The sequence below is a fragment of the Pseudomonas sp. L13 genome, from assembly GCF_009935965.1.
In the GTDB taxonomy this organism is placed as follows: domain Bacteria; phylum Pseudomonadota; class Gammaproteobacteria; order Pseudomonadales; family Pseudomonadaceae; genus Aquipseudomonas; species Aquipseudomonas lactis.
In genome coordinates, this window is sequence record NZ_QODJ01000041.1 from 20,088 (window position 1) to 34,306 (window position 14,219).

The 14,219-nt window shown below is 57.1% G+C and carries 16 protein-coding genes and 2 pseudogenes; 9 read left to right on the forward strand and 9 right to left on the reverse strand.

Annotation, left to right across the window (positions count from 1 at the left end):
• Positions 1-83: 83 nt before the first annotated feature.
• The gene (locus tag DK871_RS19385; RefSeq protein ID WP_003193739.1) at positions 84-461 is read right to left on the reverse strand and encodes a hypothetical protein; all 378 of its coding nucleotides are present in this window, start codon (positions 459-461) and stop codon (positions 84-86) included.
• Between the two features lie 201 nt (positions 462-662).
• On the opposite strand from DK871_RS19385, the gene DK871_RS19390 reads away from it, so the two are divergent.
• The 3 genes from DK871_RS19390 to def all read left to right on the forward strand — a co-directional run bounded on the left by DK871_RS19390 (position 663) and on the right by def (position 2,518).
• Entirely contained in the window at positions 663-848 is a 186-nt protein-coding gene (locus tag DK871_RS19390) for a CsbD family protein (protein WP_161906312.1), read from the forward strand.
• A 180-nt stretch (positions 849-1,028) separates the two neighbouring features.
• Positions 1,029-1,982 carry a YihY/virulence factor BrkB family protein gene (locus DK871_RS19395; protein WP_032895581.1) on the forward strand — a complete coding sequence of 318 codons (954 nt, stop codon included), beginning with the start codon at positions 1,029-1,031 and terminating at the stop codon, positions 1,980-1,982.
• Positions 1,979-2,518, forward strand: a complete 540-nt coding sequence (def, locus tag DK871_RS19400) for a peptide deformylase (RefSeq protein WP_003193731.1) — start codon at positions 1,979-1,981, stop codon at positions 2,516-2,518. Before DK871_RS19395 ends, def begins: the two co-directional genes overlap by 4 nt.
• A gap of 117 nt (positions 2,519-2,635) precedes the next feature.
• Here def and DK871_RS19405 read toward each other — a convergent pair whose 3' ends face one another.
• Positions 2,636-3,049: a GNAT family N-acetyltransferase gene (locus DK871_RS19405; RefSeq protein WP_161906313.1), complete on the reverse strand. Its 414-nt coding sequence runs from the start codon at positions 3,047-3,049 to the stop codon at positions 2,636-2,638.
• Positions 3,050-3,182: 133 nt separating this feature from the next.
• On the opposite strand from DK871_RS19405, the gene DK871_RS19410 reads away from it, so the two are divergent.
• The 6 genes and pseudogenes from DK871_RS19410 to DK871_RS29760 form a co-directional block, all read left to right on the forward strand.
• Positions 3,183-4,112 carry a fatty acid desaturase gene (locus DK871_RS19410; protein WP_161906314.1) on the forward strand — a complete coding sequence of 310 codons (930 nt, stop codon included), beginning with the start codon at positions 3,183-3,185 and terminating at the stop codon, positions 4,110-4,112.
• Positions 4,113-4,121: 9 nt separating this feature from the next.
• Positions 4,122-4,913 (forward strand): phosphate/phosphite/phosphonate ABC transporter substrate-binding protein, encoded by a 792-nt coding sequence (locus tag DK871_RS19415; RefSeq protein WP_161906315.1) that lies wholly within the window; start codon positions 4,122-4,124, stop codon positions 4,911-4,913.
• A 108-nt stretch (positions 4,914-5,021) separates the two neighbouring features.
• Positions 5,022-5,543: a sigma-70 family RNA polymerase sigma factor gene (locus DK871_RS19420; RefSeq protein ID WP_161906316.1), complete on the forward strand. Its 522-nt coding sequence runs from the start codon at positions 5,022-5,024 to the stop codon at positions 5,541-5,543.
• Between the two features lie 110 nt (positions 5,544-5,653).
• A complete protein-coding gene (locus tag DK871_RS19425; protein ID WP_161906317.1) occupies positions 5,654-6,604 on the forward strand; it encodes an aliphatic sulfonate ABC transporter substrate-binding protein in 951 nt (316 codons plus the stop codon).
• Positions 6,605-6,792: 188 nt separating this feature from the next.
• Positions 6,793-7,569 (forward strand): annotated as a pseudogene (locus DK871_RS29755) (PAS domain-containing protein); the annotation flags it as partial.
• Positions 7,570-7,686: 117 nt separating this feature from the next.
• Positions 7,687-8,112 (forward strand): annotated as a pseudogene (locus DK871_RS29760) (methyl-accepting chemotaxis protein); the annotation flags it as partial.
• Between the two features lie 123 nt (positions 8,113-8,235).
• Here the strand turns inward: DK871_RS29760 and DK871_RS19435 are convergent.
• The 7 genes from DK871_RS19435 to DK871_RS19465 all read right to left on the reverse strand — a co-directional run bounded on the left by DK871_RS19435 (position 8,236) and on the right by DK871_RS19465 (position 13,931).
• On the reverse strand, positions 8,236-8,691 hold the full coding sequence (locus tag DK871_RS19435) for a hypothetical protein (protein ID WP_161906319.1): 456 nt from the start codon (positions 8,689-8,691) through the stop codon (positions 8,236-8,238).
• A 274-nt stretch (positions 8,692-8,965) separates the two neighbouring features.
• Positions 8,966-9,373, reverse strand: coding sequence for a hypothetical protein (locus DK871_RS19440; RefSeq protein WP_161906320.1), 408 nt, complete (start codon positions 9,371-9,373; stop codon positions 8,966-8,968).
• A gap of 226 nt (positions 9,374-9,599) precedes the next feature.
• Positions 9,600-11,006, reverse strand: a complete 1,407-nt coding sequence (locus tag DK871_RS19445) for an MFS transporter (RefSeq protein ID WP_161906321.1) — start codon at positions 11,004-11,006, stop codon at positions 9,600-9,602.
• Positions 11,007-11,096: 90 nt separating this feature from the next.
• A complete protein-coding gene (locus tag DK871_RS19450; RefSeq protein ID WP_161906322.1) occupies positions 11,097-11,729 on the reverse strand; it encodes a glutathione S-transferase family protein in 633 nt (210 codons plus the stop codon).
• Between the two features lie 142 nt (positions 11,730-11,871).
• Positions 11,872-12,285, reverse strand: coding sequence for a hypothetical protein (locus tag DK871_RS19455; protein WP_161906323.1), 414 nt, complete (start codon positions 12,283-12,285; stop codon positions 11,872-11,874).
• A gap of 248 nt (positions 12,286-12,533) precedes the next feature.
• The gene (locus tag DK871_RS19460; protein ID WP_161906324.1) at positions 12,534-12,767 is read right to left on the reverse strand and encodes a DUF6124 family protein; all 234 of its coding nucleotides are present in this window, start codon (positions 12,765-12,767) and stop codon (positions 12,534-12,536) included.
• A gap of 393 nt (positions 12,768-13,160) precedes the next feature.
• Entirely contained in the window at positions 13,161-13,931 is a 771-nt protein-coding gene (locus DK871_RS19465) for a hypothetical protein (protein ID WP_256677495.1), read from the reverse strand.
• Between the last annotated feature and the right edge of the window lie 288 nt (positions 13,932-14,219).

Genomic DNA, 14,219 nt, shown 5'->3' on the forward strand with positions numbered 1-14,219 from the left:
TTCCTGGATAAACGCGGTGCCTGTGAGTTTTTCGCGAGCAAGCTCGCTCCTACAAAAGCCTCTCAGGGCAGCCTGCACGGTTCTTACAGGGCGAACTGCGCGAAGCTCACACCCGCACCGGCGGGGCGTACGTCCTTCAAGAAAGAGTCCTTATCCGCGCTTAGCTCCAGGGTAATCTCCGGCTTGCGCTTGCCCGCATTGCGCACCACCAGCCCTTCGAGTTTTTCACGCAGGAACACGGTCGGCACCTTCAGGTGCAGCAACTGGTCGGTGTCGGCGTTGTGCATCAACAGGTGGATCCACTCGTACTGGCCCACGGCAATGCGCCCCACCGGCAGGTCGAACCACCAAATGTTGCGTTTGCGGTCCAGGTCGGTGAAGTGGCAGTTGTTGACGCCGAGTACGGCACCGCCCAGTTCCTGGTTTCTGCGGGCAATGGCCTGTGCTTTATTGAGTTTCATAACCTTCCTACGGGATCTGTTATTCAGCGTTGCAGCCTGAATGTGCCGGGCATTCTCGTGGGTTGGCTGCAAAACATAAAGCCAAACCTGCCGCTTTCGATGAAATGCTTGCGCAAAAATAATTGAAACTCTGCCGCTGCGCTTCAGGTCAACCGCTACGTAGTGACCCAAAACCATTTGATTGTTATCAGGAGTAATACCATGAGCAGCACTTCCGATAAGGTAAAAGGCATGGCGAACGAAGCTGTGGGTAACATCAAGCAAGGTGTCGGTAAAGCCACAGACAACGACAAACTGCGTGCTGAAGGCGTGATCCAAGAGAAGAAGGGTGAAGCGCAGCAAGCAGTGGGCAAGACCAAGGACGCAGTGAAAAAAGCCACTGAGTAATACGTCCTGGCGGGCAGCCCCCAGCAGCCCGACGGCCATCCACGGATGGCCGTTTTTGTATCTGAGCGTGCAACTAAACTTTCGAAATTGTTTCAAAGTCGCCAAATGGGCTACTTTGATGTAGAAAACGGCCCCTGAGTCGCCCACGAACTCAACCTCTTTGCGGCGAAAGGAGACGCTATGCTTTTTCCGGTACTCGATGGTCTCAAGCTGCACAAGGTGCTGGTACGCACCATCAAGGAATTCGTCGATGACGAGATGCCTACCTACGCCTCGGCACTGGCCTACCAGATGCTGTTCTCGTTGTTTCCGTTCCTGCTGTTCCTCATTGCCCTGATCGGCTTCCTGCACCTGCCGGACTTCTTCAGTTGGCTGCGCCTGCAATCGGAGCTGGTGTTGCCTCCCCAGGCGCTGGAACAGGTCAACCCGGTGATCGATCAGTTGCAGCAGTCCAAGGGCGGCTTGCTCTCGGTGGGTATCGTCATCGCGCTGTGGACGGCCTCTGCGGGCGTGCGCCTGATGATGAGCGCCATGAACGCCGCCTACGACGTGGTTGAAGGGCGGCCGATCTGGAAGCGTTTTCCGCTGTCGATTTTCTACACCGTGGGCATCGCCGGCATGCTGCTGGCCGCCGCCGCGCTGATGGTGTTGGGCCCGCAGGTGATGGAGTGGCTGGCCGGGCAGATCGGCATGCAGGAATTCGTGGTCACGCTGTGGACCATCCTGCGCTGGCCGCTGATTGTGATCTTGCTGATGTTCGCCGTGGCCCTCATGTACTACGTGATGCCGGACGTCGAGCAGGAATTTCGCTTTATTACCCCCGGCTCCGTCTTGGCCGTGGTGGTATGGATCGTCGCCTCACTGGGCTTTGGCTACTACGTCAAGACCTTCGCGGACTACAACGCCATGTATGGCAGCATCGGCGCGATCATTGTCTTGCTCCTGTATTTCTACATCTCTGCCGCCGTACTGCTACTGGGCGCGGAGATGAACGCCGTGATCGAACACATGTCCGCCGAGGGCAAAGACCCCGGTGAGAAGGAAATAGGCGAGCCGGGCCACACTGATGAAAAACAACACGTCTCTGGCCTAGGCCGGGACCACTCCAAGCCCATGACCGAGCCTGAGCAATGATCCGTGAAATCCTGAAAATGGGCGACGAGCGCCTGCTGCGTATCGCCCCGCCGGTACCGCCGGAAATGTTCGACAGCCCGGAGTTGTGGCAACTGATCGACGATATGTTCCAGACCATGGAGCACGTGGGCGGTGTTGGCCTGGCCGCGCCGCAGATTGGCGTGGACCTGCAACTGGTGATCTTCGGTTTCGAAGCCAGCGAACGCTACCCGGACGCGCCGCCGGTGCCGCAGACCATCCTGATCAACCCGCTGATCACACCGCTCAGCCCGGTACTGGAAGAGGGCTATGAAGGTTGCCTGTCGGTGCCCGGCCTGCGCGGCGCCGTGAACCGTTACCAGCAGATCCGCTACGAAGGGTTCGACCCCAAAGGCGAGCCGATCGTACGCTTTGCCGACGGCTTCCATGCGCGGGTAGTGCAGCATGAGTGCGACCATTTGATCGGCCGGCTGTACCCGTCGCGGATCACCGACTTCAGCAAATTCGGGTTTATTGAAGTGATGTTCCCGGAGCTGGACCCAACGGCTGACGAATAGCCCTACTGAACCCACAGTTCAACTGTGGGACCTGGCTTGCCTGCGATAGCGGTGGGCCAGCCACCTTATTTGTAGCTGATACACCGCCATCGCAGGCAAGCCAGCTCCCACATGGGTTCAGTGTTTATCTTGGGCATTGAGCCCCATCGCAATCATCGGCTTATTGCGCTTGTAACGCACCAGCCGTTCACTCAGCGATTGCGGCAAAACCGTGTCCTGGCTGAACCCCATCCCCAGATACAAACCTTCCAGGTCCGGATGGCACAGCAACCAAACCGTCCCCTCACAACCCGCCACGGCCTCGCCAATCAATCGCGCTGCCAGCCCCTGGCCACGATACGCCGGCGCCACAAACACCCCTGTGAGCCACTGCCCACCCACTACAGGGCTCAAGCACACACCGGCCACAATCTCGCTGTCGCGCGCCACCCACAATTGCCCTTCCTTGAGTGCCTTCATCGACGAGTCATGGCTGCGGTAAAACTTGTTCAGTAAGGGCCATAGCAGCGGCGCCAGCCGTTCGATGTGCATGTCAAAACCACTCAGAGGGCGAGGCGCGCATTGTAGCCGCTGCGGGCGTTGCTTCTAAGCTCAGCACCAAACGATCTGCAAGATTTTCGCCCCTTGTTGCACAAGAGTCATGAACCCTTGCGCCGAGCGGCTGATGGCTAACTACCTTGACCTGAACCAACGCCAGGAAATCCAAGCCCTGGCACACAGTTTCACCGCCCGCACCGAATGGCCGACCTGGCTGTTGTTATGCGGCGTCTATGCCGCTTGGTTCGCTGTGATGTTTGCCAGCCACTGGCTTGGCGTGTGGCTGAGCACCCTGGTGCTAATCCCCTTGGTAACCCTCTGGCTGTCGCTGCAACACGAGTTGCTGCATGGTCATCCCACCCGTTCGATCCGGGTGAATAAACTGCTGGGCTACGCCCCATTTGCGGTGTGGTACCCCTACACCCTGTATCGGGACAGTCACCTGTTGCACCACCGCGATGAAGACCTGACCCTGCCCGGCATCGACCCGGAAAGCCGCTACCTGAATCAACAGCAATGGGCCAACAGCACGCCCGTGCAGCGCAGTGTGCATTGGCTGACCAAGACTGTGCTCGGCCGCCTCCTGCTGTCGGCGCCGTTGGCCATCAGCCGGCTGCTGTGCGATCAATGGCAGCGCCTGCCCGAGGTAGGGCCGATGTGGCTGGCCCATGGCGCCGTGACCCTGTTGATGCTTGGATTTATCGCCCGCTACAGCGCCGTGCCAGTCTGGCATTACCTGCTGCTGGTCAGCGTGCCAGCCTTGTCCCTGGCCTCGATCCGTTCCTACTACGAGCACCGCCCCCATCCCCGGCCGGAACAGCGCACGGTGCTCAACGAAGCGTCCTGGCCCTGGGCCTGGCTGTTTCTCAACAACAACCTGCACCTGGTACACCACGACCTGCCGATGTTGCCGTGGTACTTGCTGCCCAGGGTGTACCGTGCCCGTCGTGAACAGTGGTTGGCGCGCAGCGGCGGTTTCCTGGTGCAGGGTTACGGCCAGTTGATCAGCCGTCACGCCCTCAAGGCGATCGACAGCCCCCGGCACCCGTTTGCCTGAGAGACGACCATGACCGAGCACTATGCCGACCTGCGCATGTACGTTGCGCCCGAGCCCATTCAGCAGGCCAATCAACACTGGCTGGCGCGCATTCTCGAGCGCTTGAAGCTGCATCGTCTTGATGCCGACCACCTCGACTTGCCCAACCTGTGGTTAGCGCCGCAATTGCTCGTCACCCAAACCTGCGGCTACCCGCTGATGACCCAATTGCGCGGCCAGGTGCGCATCATTGGCCGCCCCCGTTACGAGTTGGCCCACAGCAGCCACGGCGAACATTGCAGCCTGTTGCTGACCCGCGCTGACAACCCGCGCACCCGCCTGGCGCAGTTCTACCAGAGCCGTGGCGTGATCAACGACCACGACTCCAACAGCGGCATGAACCTGCTGCGTCACTGCCTTGCGCCGTTGCAGCGCGACGGGCGGTTCTTCGCCAGCGTCGGCATCAGCGGCGCCCACCGCGAGAGCTTGCGCTGGCTGCGTGAAGACCGCGCCGACCTCGCCGCCATCGACAGCGTCACCTACGACTACCTGGCCCGATTCGCCCCTGAAGAGGTCGCGGGCCTGCGCGTCATCACCCGCAGCGCGCCGAGCCCGACTTTGCCCTACATAGGCGCGCTGGGCTTGAGCGATGCGCAGGTGGCGCAGATTCGTGAGGCGATGAACCTGGCGTTGCAGGATCTGCCGCAGGTGGCGCAAACCCTCGGTGTGCGAGCTGTGCTCCCTGCCAGCGAAGACGACTATCAGGTGGTGTTGGATTACCAACGGCAGGCTGCCAGCGCCGGCTACCCAAAACTTCAATAAGGTTATATAAAAATGCATTTTAAATATTATTAAAGCATAAGTAGCCTTGCTAGGATCGCTCCACCGGAACACCGGACATACCGTGCAACCTACTCAGAAGGAGCCACTATGTCCGGCGCCGATAGTGCTCACAGCGACTACGTGGGCTCACTGTTTCGCATTCATTACCCTTGGCTGTGCAGCCGCTTGCACCGCTACCTCAACTCCCGTGCCCACGCCGAAGACATCGCCGCCGACACCTTTGTCCAGCTCCTGAGTGCACCTCACGTAAACCCGATACGACAGCCCCGCGCATTGCTTACCACCATTGCCCAGCGCCTGGTGTACCAGGTGTGGCGTCGGCGTGACCTGGAGCGTGCCTACCTCGCTGCGCTGGATGACGATGCAGCCTGCGCCGAGGACCGGGCCCAGGTACTCGAAGCCCTGCAAGCCATCGATCTATCGCTCGACCGCTTGCCGGCCAAGGTCAAGACGACGTTCCTGTTGTCCCGCGTCAACGGCCTGACGTACCCCCAGATCGCCGCCGAACTGGGGATTTCCCAGCGCTCGGTCAGTGATTACATGGCCCGCGCTGTAACCGGTCTTGAATCCCACACCGATCAAATGTGGGAGCTGGCTTGCCTGCGATAGCGGTGAGCCAGCCAACACCACTGGCCCTGACAGGCCGCCATCGCAGGCAAGCCAGCTCCCACGCTTACTGTGCTCACTTTGAATCTGATCGAACCACCAAGAGGCAACTTATGAAAGCAATCAAACACCTGCTGGGCAGTTCGCTGCTGGCATTGGCGGTATTGGCACAGCCCAGCTCGGCGGCCGAACCTTCTACACTGCGCATCGGCTACCAGAAAAGCTCGGTCAGCATGGTACTAGCCCGTGAGCACAAGCTTTTTGAAGCGGCGCTGCCTGGGACCCAAGTGCAGTGGACCGAATTCCTCGGTGGCCCGCCGCTGATCGAAGCGCTCAACGCCGGCAGCCTGGACATCGGGAATATTGGCGATATCCCGCCGATCTTCGCCCAGGCGGCCGGTATCGACTTGCAGTATTTCGCCGTCGAGCCTAACGAAGGCAAGGCCGAAGCGGTGCTGGTGCCCAAGGCCAGTACGGTGCAGACCGTGGCAGAACTCAAGGGCAAGCGCGTGGCGTTGCTCAAGGGCTCCAGTGCACACAACCTGTTCCTCAAAAGCCTGCTGCACGCCGGGTTGCAGTGGAAGGATGTGAACGTGGTGTACCTGTCGCCTTCCGACGGCCGCGCCGCGTTCGAACAAGGCAAGGTGGACGCCTGGGTAGTGTGGGACCCGTACTACTCCGCCGCCGTGATCGACGGCTCGGCACGCGTGCTGCGGGACGGGCAAGGGTTGAACCCGGCGGGCAGTTTCTTCGTGGTCAACCATCCGTTTGCCCAGCAGCACCCAGAGGCCATCGCCACGATTATCCAGACGCTTGGCAAGGCGCAGCGCCTGTCGCTTGACCAGCCCGACGCGAGCATCACGCTGATGGCCGGCACCCTGGGCCTGCAACCGGCGGTGGTCAAAAGCTACTTCGAACATCGCTCGCCTGAACCGATCCGACCCTTGGCGGCCATCGACATCGCCAACCAGCAACGCACCGCCGACCTGTTTTTTGCCAATGGCCTGATCCCGAAAAAAGTCGATGTGCAGCAGGCGGTCTTCAAGCCTCTTGATCATCCCTGAACAGCAATGCTGGCGGATTAGTGGCCTTGCAGAGTGCCAAGGCCTGTCTATGCTCACCCAGAACCGTGAATGACGCTTGGCCTACAAAGCGTTTCCAATGGTTATTTCCCCATGCAGGTGTACCAGAAATATCCAACGTATGAATGGAATGCGCCTTCCAGGCGCCGGGAATCTAGGGTGATCTGACCATGTTCAACCGCCAGCACAAAGCCGACCTGCAACAAATCCAGCATTTTTCCTGTGCCCTCACCGAAGCCAACGCCAAGCTTGCCGCCATCAGCCACTCCATGGCGATGATTGAGTTCGACCGCACGGGAGTGATCCTGAATGCCAACGAACGCTTTTGCCAAACCATGGGCTACAGCGTCGAGGAGATCCGTGGCAAACATCACCGCCTGTTTTGCGAGGAGGCTTATACCCACACCGATGCCTACCACCAGTTGTGGCGCGATCTGGCGCGAGGCGAGGCGCTCAGCGGCACCTTCATGCGCCTTAACAAGCGCGGCCAGGAGGTCTGGCTCGAAGCCAGCTACATGCCGGTACTGGGCAGCGACAACCAAGTGCAAAGTGTGATTAAGGTGGCGGCGGATATTTCCGCACGGGTCCACGATGAGCATGAGAACCAAAGCCTGATCGACGCCATCAGCCGGTCCATGGCGGTCATCGAGTTCACGCCCCAAGGCCAGATTCTCAATGCCAACGATAACTTTCTGCGCACCGTGCAGTACTCACGCGAAGAAATCATTGGTCAGCATCACAGTATGTTTTGCCACCGCAGCGAAGTGGAGTCCGCCGCATATAAGGCGTTTTGGGCTTCGCTCAATCGCGGCGAATATCACTCGCACCGCTTCGAGCGTAAAAACAAATACGGCAAGACCTTGTTTCTGGAGGCGTCCTACAACCCGATCTTCGATACCAATGGGCGCCTGTACAAAGTGGTGAAATTTGCCAGCGACATCACCGACCAGGTCACCACCCTGCGCACCGCCGCCGATTCGGCCCACGCCACCTCCGTACAAAACGATGCCTGCGCCCGCAAGGGCTCGCAGGTGGTGCAGCAAACGGTACAGATCATCGAGGCCATCTCCAGCGACTTGAACCAGGCTGCCCACAGCATCGATGCGGTCAACAAACAGTCCGATATCATCGGCGCCATCGTGCAGACCATCCGCAGCATTGCCGAACAAACCAATATGCTGGCGCTCAACGCCGCGATTGAAGCGGCGCGAGCCGGTGAGCATGGACGTGGGTTCGCCGTGGTGGCCGATGAAGTGCGCAGCCTCGCGGCCCGCACCAGCCAGGCGACGGTGGAGATAGTGGATGTGGTGCGCAAGAACCACGACCTGTCGTTGAGCGCAGTGTCGAGCATGCAGTCGAGCTTGAGCCGCACGGACCTGGGCGTGGAGTTGGCGAACGAGGCGGGGCAGGTGATCCTGGAGATCCAGGAAGGGTCACGGCATGTGGTGGATGCGATCAGTCAGTTCAACTCCACCTTGCAACTGCAATAGCTGCAAAGCCGTCTGTAGGAGCGAACTTGCTCGCGAAAAACTCAAGAACGCCGCGTTCATTCTGGATGTGCGCGTCATCGTTGCCGACCTTCGCGAGCAAGCTCGCTCCTACAGGGGATGGCCTTAGATCGCGGCCAGGGTTTCTTTCACAGCCTGCGCCTGTGGGGCAGCCGTCTTCGCCGCTACCTGCTGCTGTTGCTGCTGCTTGAACCGCTCGGACACTTCCTTGGCAAAGGCCTGCTGTTGCTCGGCCGGCATGGCGTTCAGCTCTTCCAGGGTCAGGCCCCTTTCTTTGAGCAACTGATCACGGATGCGTTCGGCTGGCGTTTTAGTCATGTAGTCGGTGAACTCACTGCGTGCTGAACCGGCTTGCATGTGCACGCGGGTCTTGGCGAAGGCTTCGTCGATACGGTCACCGGCCTTGTCCAGTTCCTTCTGGGCGGCCGGCACTGTCACGCTGTGTTGCGCAGCCTGCAAAGCGCCGCTGTACAGCGCACTGGCGGCGGCGTTGGCAGGGTCCATGTCGGGTCGCGTGATCTGTTGCACGTTCGACGCCGCTTGAGAGTTGTTAACCAGCATGATCGGTCACCTATGAAAACAGACGGTGCGACAGCTGGAGCAAATACTGTGCCGGGTGCGATAAGTTTGATATTGCTGGTGATAGCGCGGTTGTCGCGGCAGATATTAGCCTGTCTGCGGCCAAGCGTTGCCGTCGGGGTTCGGACGCTCGCGGTTCCACAGAGTGGTTTAGAGCGTTTCTCCTTAATTCAATCTATCAAGCCACCCGGTGTGCACCCGAATACTGGGCGGTAGGGCAGAGGGACGCCCTATGAAAGGACGTCCCCTATACCAATCATTTGGTACTTGGAATGTTAAAGGTATATGCAAAATCATAACGGGTGTTTTCGTCCCGTTTTGCAGTAAAGGCAACGGTGCCGCTCAATGCATTGGCGTCTGGGTCATAATTAATATTATAGGTGCCGCTTTCTGAGAAATAAGCAAATCCAAGGTCGCCTTCTATTCTATGCAGAAAGAAACTGTAAGGTACCTCGGCGTTATCTTTGAAGTCGCCGTGGGAAGCGCCCTTTTCGGCTTTCACGACTAAACCGATGTTCATGGTTACTCGTTCTTCTGGTATGTAATGGGATACATCTAGGCGTAAGTCTTCGCCGATTTCAAGGAAACTGGCTGAATCGGAAATAAATTTGAATTTTTCGGGCTTTGTAAGTTCAAGACGTCCGATGGATATTTTTTTAGGCATGATGGGTTGTCCTTTCAAAGTAAGTTTTGGAGGTGGCGTTTGTTGACGGTGGTGAGACTTAATTATGGAGGGGGGCGATAAAGCGTCAACTGTCATTGCTGACAGTATCGGCGGGTACTTGAGTGGTGTAGTTTGTGGAGTTTTAACTGCTTTTAGCAGATAGGCTTATTACGGTCGGTTATTAGCGCCCCAAATACAACTCTGCTGAAAAGCCATGCAAATTAAATCAGTGAGCGATATTTTCCAGCGCCAGATTCCGCGTGCGCGGCCCAAACCAGCTGATGGTAATCATCACAATCAACATGCTGCTGGCAATAAACGCCAACACGCCCGGCGTGCCCAGGTGCTCAAGGATAAAGCCGATCAACAGGCTGCTGAACACTGTGGATAAACGGCTGAACGAATAACAGAACCCCACCGCCCGTGCACGGATATTGGTGGGGAACAATTCGCTCTGGTAGGAGTGATAACTGAAGCTCAGCCAGGCGTTGCAGAAGGTGATCATCACCCCGCAGAAAATCAGCCCTAGCGCGGTGGTTTGCAGGGCAAACAGGCTGCCGAAGATCACTGCACCCATGGCCGAGCCGACAATTTGCCATTTGTTCTCAAAGCGGTTGGCCACCTTGACGAACAGCAGCGGGCCCAGCGGGTAGGCGAGGGTGATGATGAAGGCGTAGAGCAGGCTGTGGGTCACGCTGACACCTTGGCCCGAGAGCAATGCCGGCAGCCAGTTGCCAAAGCCGAAGAAGCCGATGGCCTGGAACACATGGAACACGATCAGCATCAAGGCGCGGCGACGGTAGGGCGGCTGCCAGATATCGGCGAAACGGCCGCTGCCCTGCACGCTGATCGCTTCGGGTTCAGGCGTGTCCAGCGGCTTGCCGTGATCCTTTCGGCAGCGTGCCTCCAGGTTGTTCAGGATCGTGTCGGCCTCTTCGAAGCGGCCCTTTTGTGCAAGCCAGCGCGGTGACTCCGGCAGGCGCTTGCGCAGTTGCCAGATAAACAGCGCAAACACCGCACTTGAGAGCACCACCCAGCGCCAGCCCGCTATACCGAACGGCGCCTGTGGCACCAGCCACCACGACATCAAGGCCACGGCCGGCACCGACAGAAACTGGATAAAAAACGCAAAGGCAAACGCCGAACTGCGCATGCGCTTGGGCACCAGTTCTGAAAGATAGGCGTCGATGGTCACCAGTTCGATACCCAGGCCAATGCCCACCAGAAAGCGCATGCAAATGATGCCCACGGCCGAGGTTTGAATGCCCATCAACACCGTGGCCACCGTGTACCAGACCAACGCAAAGGTGAAGATCGCCCGGCGCCCGAAGCGGTCGGCGATGGGGCTGAGCAGGCTGGCCCCGAGGAACAGGCCCAGGAATGTGGCCGAGGCGAAAGCGGCCTGGTCCGAGAAGCCAAACACACCTTCGCTGCCGGTATGAAAAATCCCGTCGCTGATCAGGCCAGGGCTGATATAGGCGGTTTGGAACAGGTCATACAGCTCGAAAAAGCCGCCGATGGAGAGCAACGCCACCAGGCGCCAAATAGTGGCGACGGCGGGCAGGCGGTCGATGCGGGCGCTGATGTGGGCGGCGCGGGTGGGGTCTGAGACGCAGGCGGCGAGTGTGGGCATGAATAACCTTCAGTTAGCAGCGAGTTGGAAGCTTCGAGCTTTAAGCCAAACCGCTATTGGGCTTGGAGCTTAAAGCGCGCAACTGCTTCTCTAATTATGGCCGTTGAGAGCGAACGTCTTGAAGCCGGCGTGCTGGCTGAGGCGTTGGTAATACGCCGCGATGGCGGGGTAGGGTGGCCGCACCATGGGGGTCATCTGCCACCGATGTACCGAAAGGCCTATCAAGATGTCAGCGAGGGTGAACTCTTCGCCGGCGACGTAGGCGCCGGTATTGGTCAACTGTTGTTCCAGCAAAGCCATCTTGTCATTCCAGGCCTGCACACCCGCCTGGATGCGTTGCGGGTCCTGATAGTCCGGGTTTTGACGCACCAGTGCGTGGAACGCATAGCCCCACGAAGGGTTGAGTTCGGTGGCCTGCCAGTCCATCCACTGTTCGACCCGTGCACGCAAGGCAGGCTCAACGGGTAGCAAGTCATGGCGCTGATAGAGGCCGACAAGGTAGCGGCAGATGGTATTGGACTCCCACAGCACGCCATGGTCGTCGATCAGCACCGGCACCTGAGCGTTGGGGTTCAAGGCGAGGAAATCGGGGGATTGGGTAGGTTTGAAACCGATGCCCCAGTCTTCGCGCACGTAGTCGATGCCCAATTCCTGGCAGGTCCATAGTACTTTGCGCACGTTGATGGAGGACGTGCGGCCCAGGATTTTCAGTGAGTGTGCCATTGAGCTTCCCTGCGATCATGAGTGACAGGGGCAATTTACCAGACGTTTGGGAGCTATAGCGAGGTTGGGCAGAGATCAGAAAAGGCAAGCACTTGCCTGACTAGGCGCAGTGCTGCCTTCAAGGGGAGGGGTGTGTAAGGGGTTATTCAGGAGCATTGAAATCAATAATGTAGTACACGCCACTTTCGACGGTAATAATGTCGGTTGGATCATCGTCTTTGGCGGCTATGAAGGCGAATTTTGCATCAAGGATATTGTTTTCGTTGTTGACGATTTCAAACGTTCCCGAGATGGCCGGATATTGATACAAACCCCCATTAGGATTGGGCTTGTTATAAATAACTTGAACATGTTCCTCCTTTTTTGAATGGGAAAGTTTATAGGTGCCTGCTGCGAAGTTTTTATCTATTTCAAATGCAATAAAATGGCTGTCCTGTATGAAAGCCAGTGTGGTGTTTTTTGTGCCTGGGAAGGTGTTCAAGTGGAGAATGTTATGAGAATCAAAGTTCTGGTTAGCCTCTTTTAGGAAACCAGTGATTTTGTTGGCCGAATTCATGATGAGTCTCCTTGAGAATAATGAGCATGCGGGGGCTGCGCCTAATATTTAGGCCACATATACAGTGTGGTCTACTGTCATTTATGACAGTTTTCTGTGTCGGCCGATGAATGGTTGCTTACATTGACAACCGCCTGTTGAAAGGAGAAGGCGATTTGGTCGACTCTCATCTGACCCCATGTCGACAGATACGGGAGACTGCCTTACATCAGACTGATGTGCTTATTGGCCCGAGCCTCCCCTTGCTACTAGGCCAGCGGTACGTGCTGGTCCATGGCTTTGCCCACCAGCAATACGCTCAACTCGCTCAATTGATGAATGGCCAGGGCCACATCACGGTGTTTGCCGGTGAGGTCATCGGACAGGTCGAGCAGTAGGGTACTGACGGAGCAGACGGTTTCGTAGCTGTTGGTCAGTAAAGATTCGAGGGAAGTATCAGGGATGACGGTGAAAAGCGTATGCGCGGGATGGATGCTTTGCATTGTTGAAATACCTGTTTTGGGCTGATACCTCATCGCTACTAAACGAAGGGTGGCAGCTGTACGCAGGTTAGTAGACCGGTATCCCACACAAACCCGGCGCACCCGAAGGCGCCCTGCGCACAGCCACCATCAAACATCGATAGGCTCATGCATCTTGTGTGAGGAAGCTCAGGCTACTAAACCCGATCACCGAGAAATTCAGCGACCGTCAAACCTTAGAGACCGCCACCGAGGCGCACAAGCCGGCGGATTCTGACGTAAGCGTAGGCAGCGGAGCAAGGCGCTTACTGCAAAGTAAGCTGCGTCCTACGATGATCCTACGTTCGTCTGATCATTCCCACGGTTCTTCGTGGGAAAAAAGTTCTGCCGAGGGTGAATGTCATCAACTCACTTTTATGATGACTGAACGGCGACACCCGGACATAGGAAATCAATGTGATATCCCGTTGTTCCATCCCCAACTGCCACATGGACTCCGCTGATACCTTCGTTCATTTGGGAGTTGACCCTGAAATCAATCAGTGGGGTGATTGCCTGGTTTACGCCGATTGCGAACTCAGTGAGCTTCGCAGCCCTGGGCCCCGCCGCGTTCTGAATGAGGTCTATGTAGTCTCGGTCACCTACTTTGAATGACGTGACCGTGTTGCCACTGATTTTGAGTAAGGCTTTTTGGGAGGCAACCTCTTCGCGCAAGCCATCAAGTGTGTTTTTAAGAACCCAATCCACATTCTCTGTCTTTCTGCACACCGTCAGAATTCCCGCAACATAAAGATCGCCATCTACATAAAACGGACAGGGATCTTGAGGTTTCATATGGGCGAAATGAACCTCGAAAAGCTCTGCAACTGAATGAACGAAATCATCCTGCAAGTCCTCTTCAAAAACAGCATAAGGAACGGCATCATTTGAAAGCGTTACGCTCGAGTGAGTCATGGGGCCAGACAGTTTTAGAGGCGTCTTGCAGTTAACCAGCTCTACCATTTTTCTCTGTTCTGTCAAGGCGTGTGCGATGTTGCTTTTGTTGAGTTGCTCTAAGCCATAAAGGGCATTGTCTATGGATGCCTCAAATACATGTACTGGGCAAAAGATGCAGCGTTTTTGGGTGGTAAGTTTCGCCAGTTCAAACGTTTTTTTTTGCAGCTCTGTCAGTGAATGAAAACACAATGCTGTTTCGTGCCAGTGACTCAGCCTGCATAATGTTTTGCGTAACGAAGTTTAGTTGAGTGCAGCGTTTCAAGAACGGTTCGGAATCTGAGAACACTTCAAAACGGGTTATGTCCAAAAATGGTGGTTGGGAAAGCGTCATGTTCACTCCTCCTGGGCAAGGGCGCCAAGGCATTGGCCTTGGCGCGTTCATGCTCTAGTTAAGGCCATGAGAGTGGTGGCCAAGTAAATCCTTCAGCGTCGGATGTGATGTGATTGAGCGTTGGTTCAAAGGGCTCAACTACTGAA

Excerpts from the sequence above, each read along its gene's own strand:
- DK871_RS19455 (WP_161906323.1), bottom strand. The coding sequence starts at position 12,285 with ATGAATTCGGCCAACAAAATCACTGGTTTCCTAAAAGAGGCTAACCAG.
- DK871_RS19395 (WP_032895581.1), top strand. The coding sequence starts at position 1,029 with ATGCTTTTTCCGGTACTCGATGGTCTCAAGCTGCACAAGGTGCTGGTA.
- def (WP_003193731.1), top strand. The coding sequence starts at position 1,979 with ATGATCCGTGAAATCCTGAAAATGGGCGACGAGCGCCTGCTGCGTATC.
- DK871_RS19415 (WP_161906315.1), top strand. The coding sequence starts at position 4,122 with ATGACCGAGCACTATGCCGACCTGCGCATGTACGTTGCGCCCGAGCCC.
- DK871_RS19410 (WP_161906314.1), top strand. The coding sequence starts at position 3,183 with ATGGCTAACTACCTTGACCTGAACCAACGCCAGGAAATCCAAGCCCTG.
- DK871_RS19405 (WP_161906313.1), bottom strand. The coding sequence starts at position 3,049 with ATGCACATCGAACGGCTGGCGCCGCTGCTATGGCCCTTACTGAACAAG.
- DK871_RS19420 (WP_161906316.1), top strand. The coding sequence starts at position 5,022 with ATGTCCGGCGCCGATAGTGCTCACAGCGACTACGTGGGCTCACTGTTT.
- DK871_RS19425 (WP_161906317.1), top strand. The coding sequence starts at position 5,654 with ATGAAAGCAATCAAACACCTGCTGGGCAGTTCGCTGCTGGCATTGGCG.
- DK871_RS19435 (WP_161906319.1), bottom strand. The coding sequence starts at position 8,691 with ATGCTGGTTAACAACTCTCAAGCGGCGTCGAACGTGCAACAGATCACG.
- DK871_RS19390 (WP_161906312.1), top strand. The coding sequence starts at position 663 with ATGAGCAGCACTTCCGATAAGGTAAAAGGCATGGCGAACGAAGCTGTG.
- DK871_RS19385 (WP_003193739.1), bottom strand. The coding sequence starts at position 461 with ATGAAACTCAATAAAGCACAGGCCATTGCCCGCAGAAACCAGGAACTG.
- DK871_RS19450 (WP_161906322.1), bottom strand. The coding sequence starts at position 11,729 with ATGGCACACTCACTGAAAATCCTGGGCCGCACGTCCTCCATCAACGTG.
- DK871_RS19445 (WP_161906321.1), bottom strand. The coding sequence starts at position 11,006 with ATGCCCACACTCGCCGCCTGCGTCTCAGACCCCACCCGCGCCGCCCAC.
- DK871_RS19440 (WP_161906320.1), bottom strand. The coding sequence starts at position 9,373 with ATGCCTAAAAAAATATCCATCGGACGTCTTGAACTTACAAAGCCCGAA.
- DK871_RS19460 (WP_161906324.1), bottom strand. The coding sequence starts at position 12,767 with ATGCAAAGCATCCATCCCGCGCATACGCTTTTCACCGTCATCCCTGAT.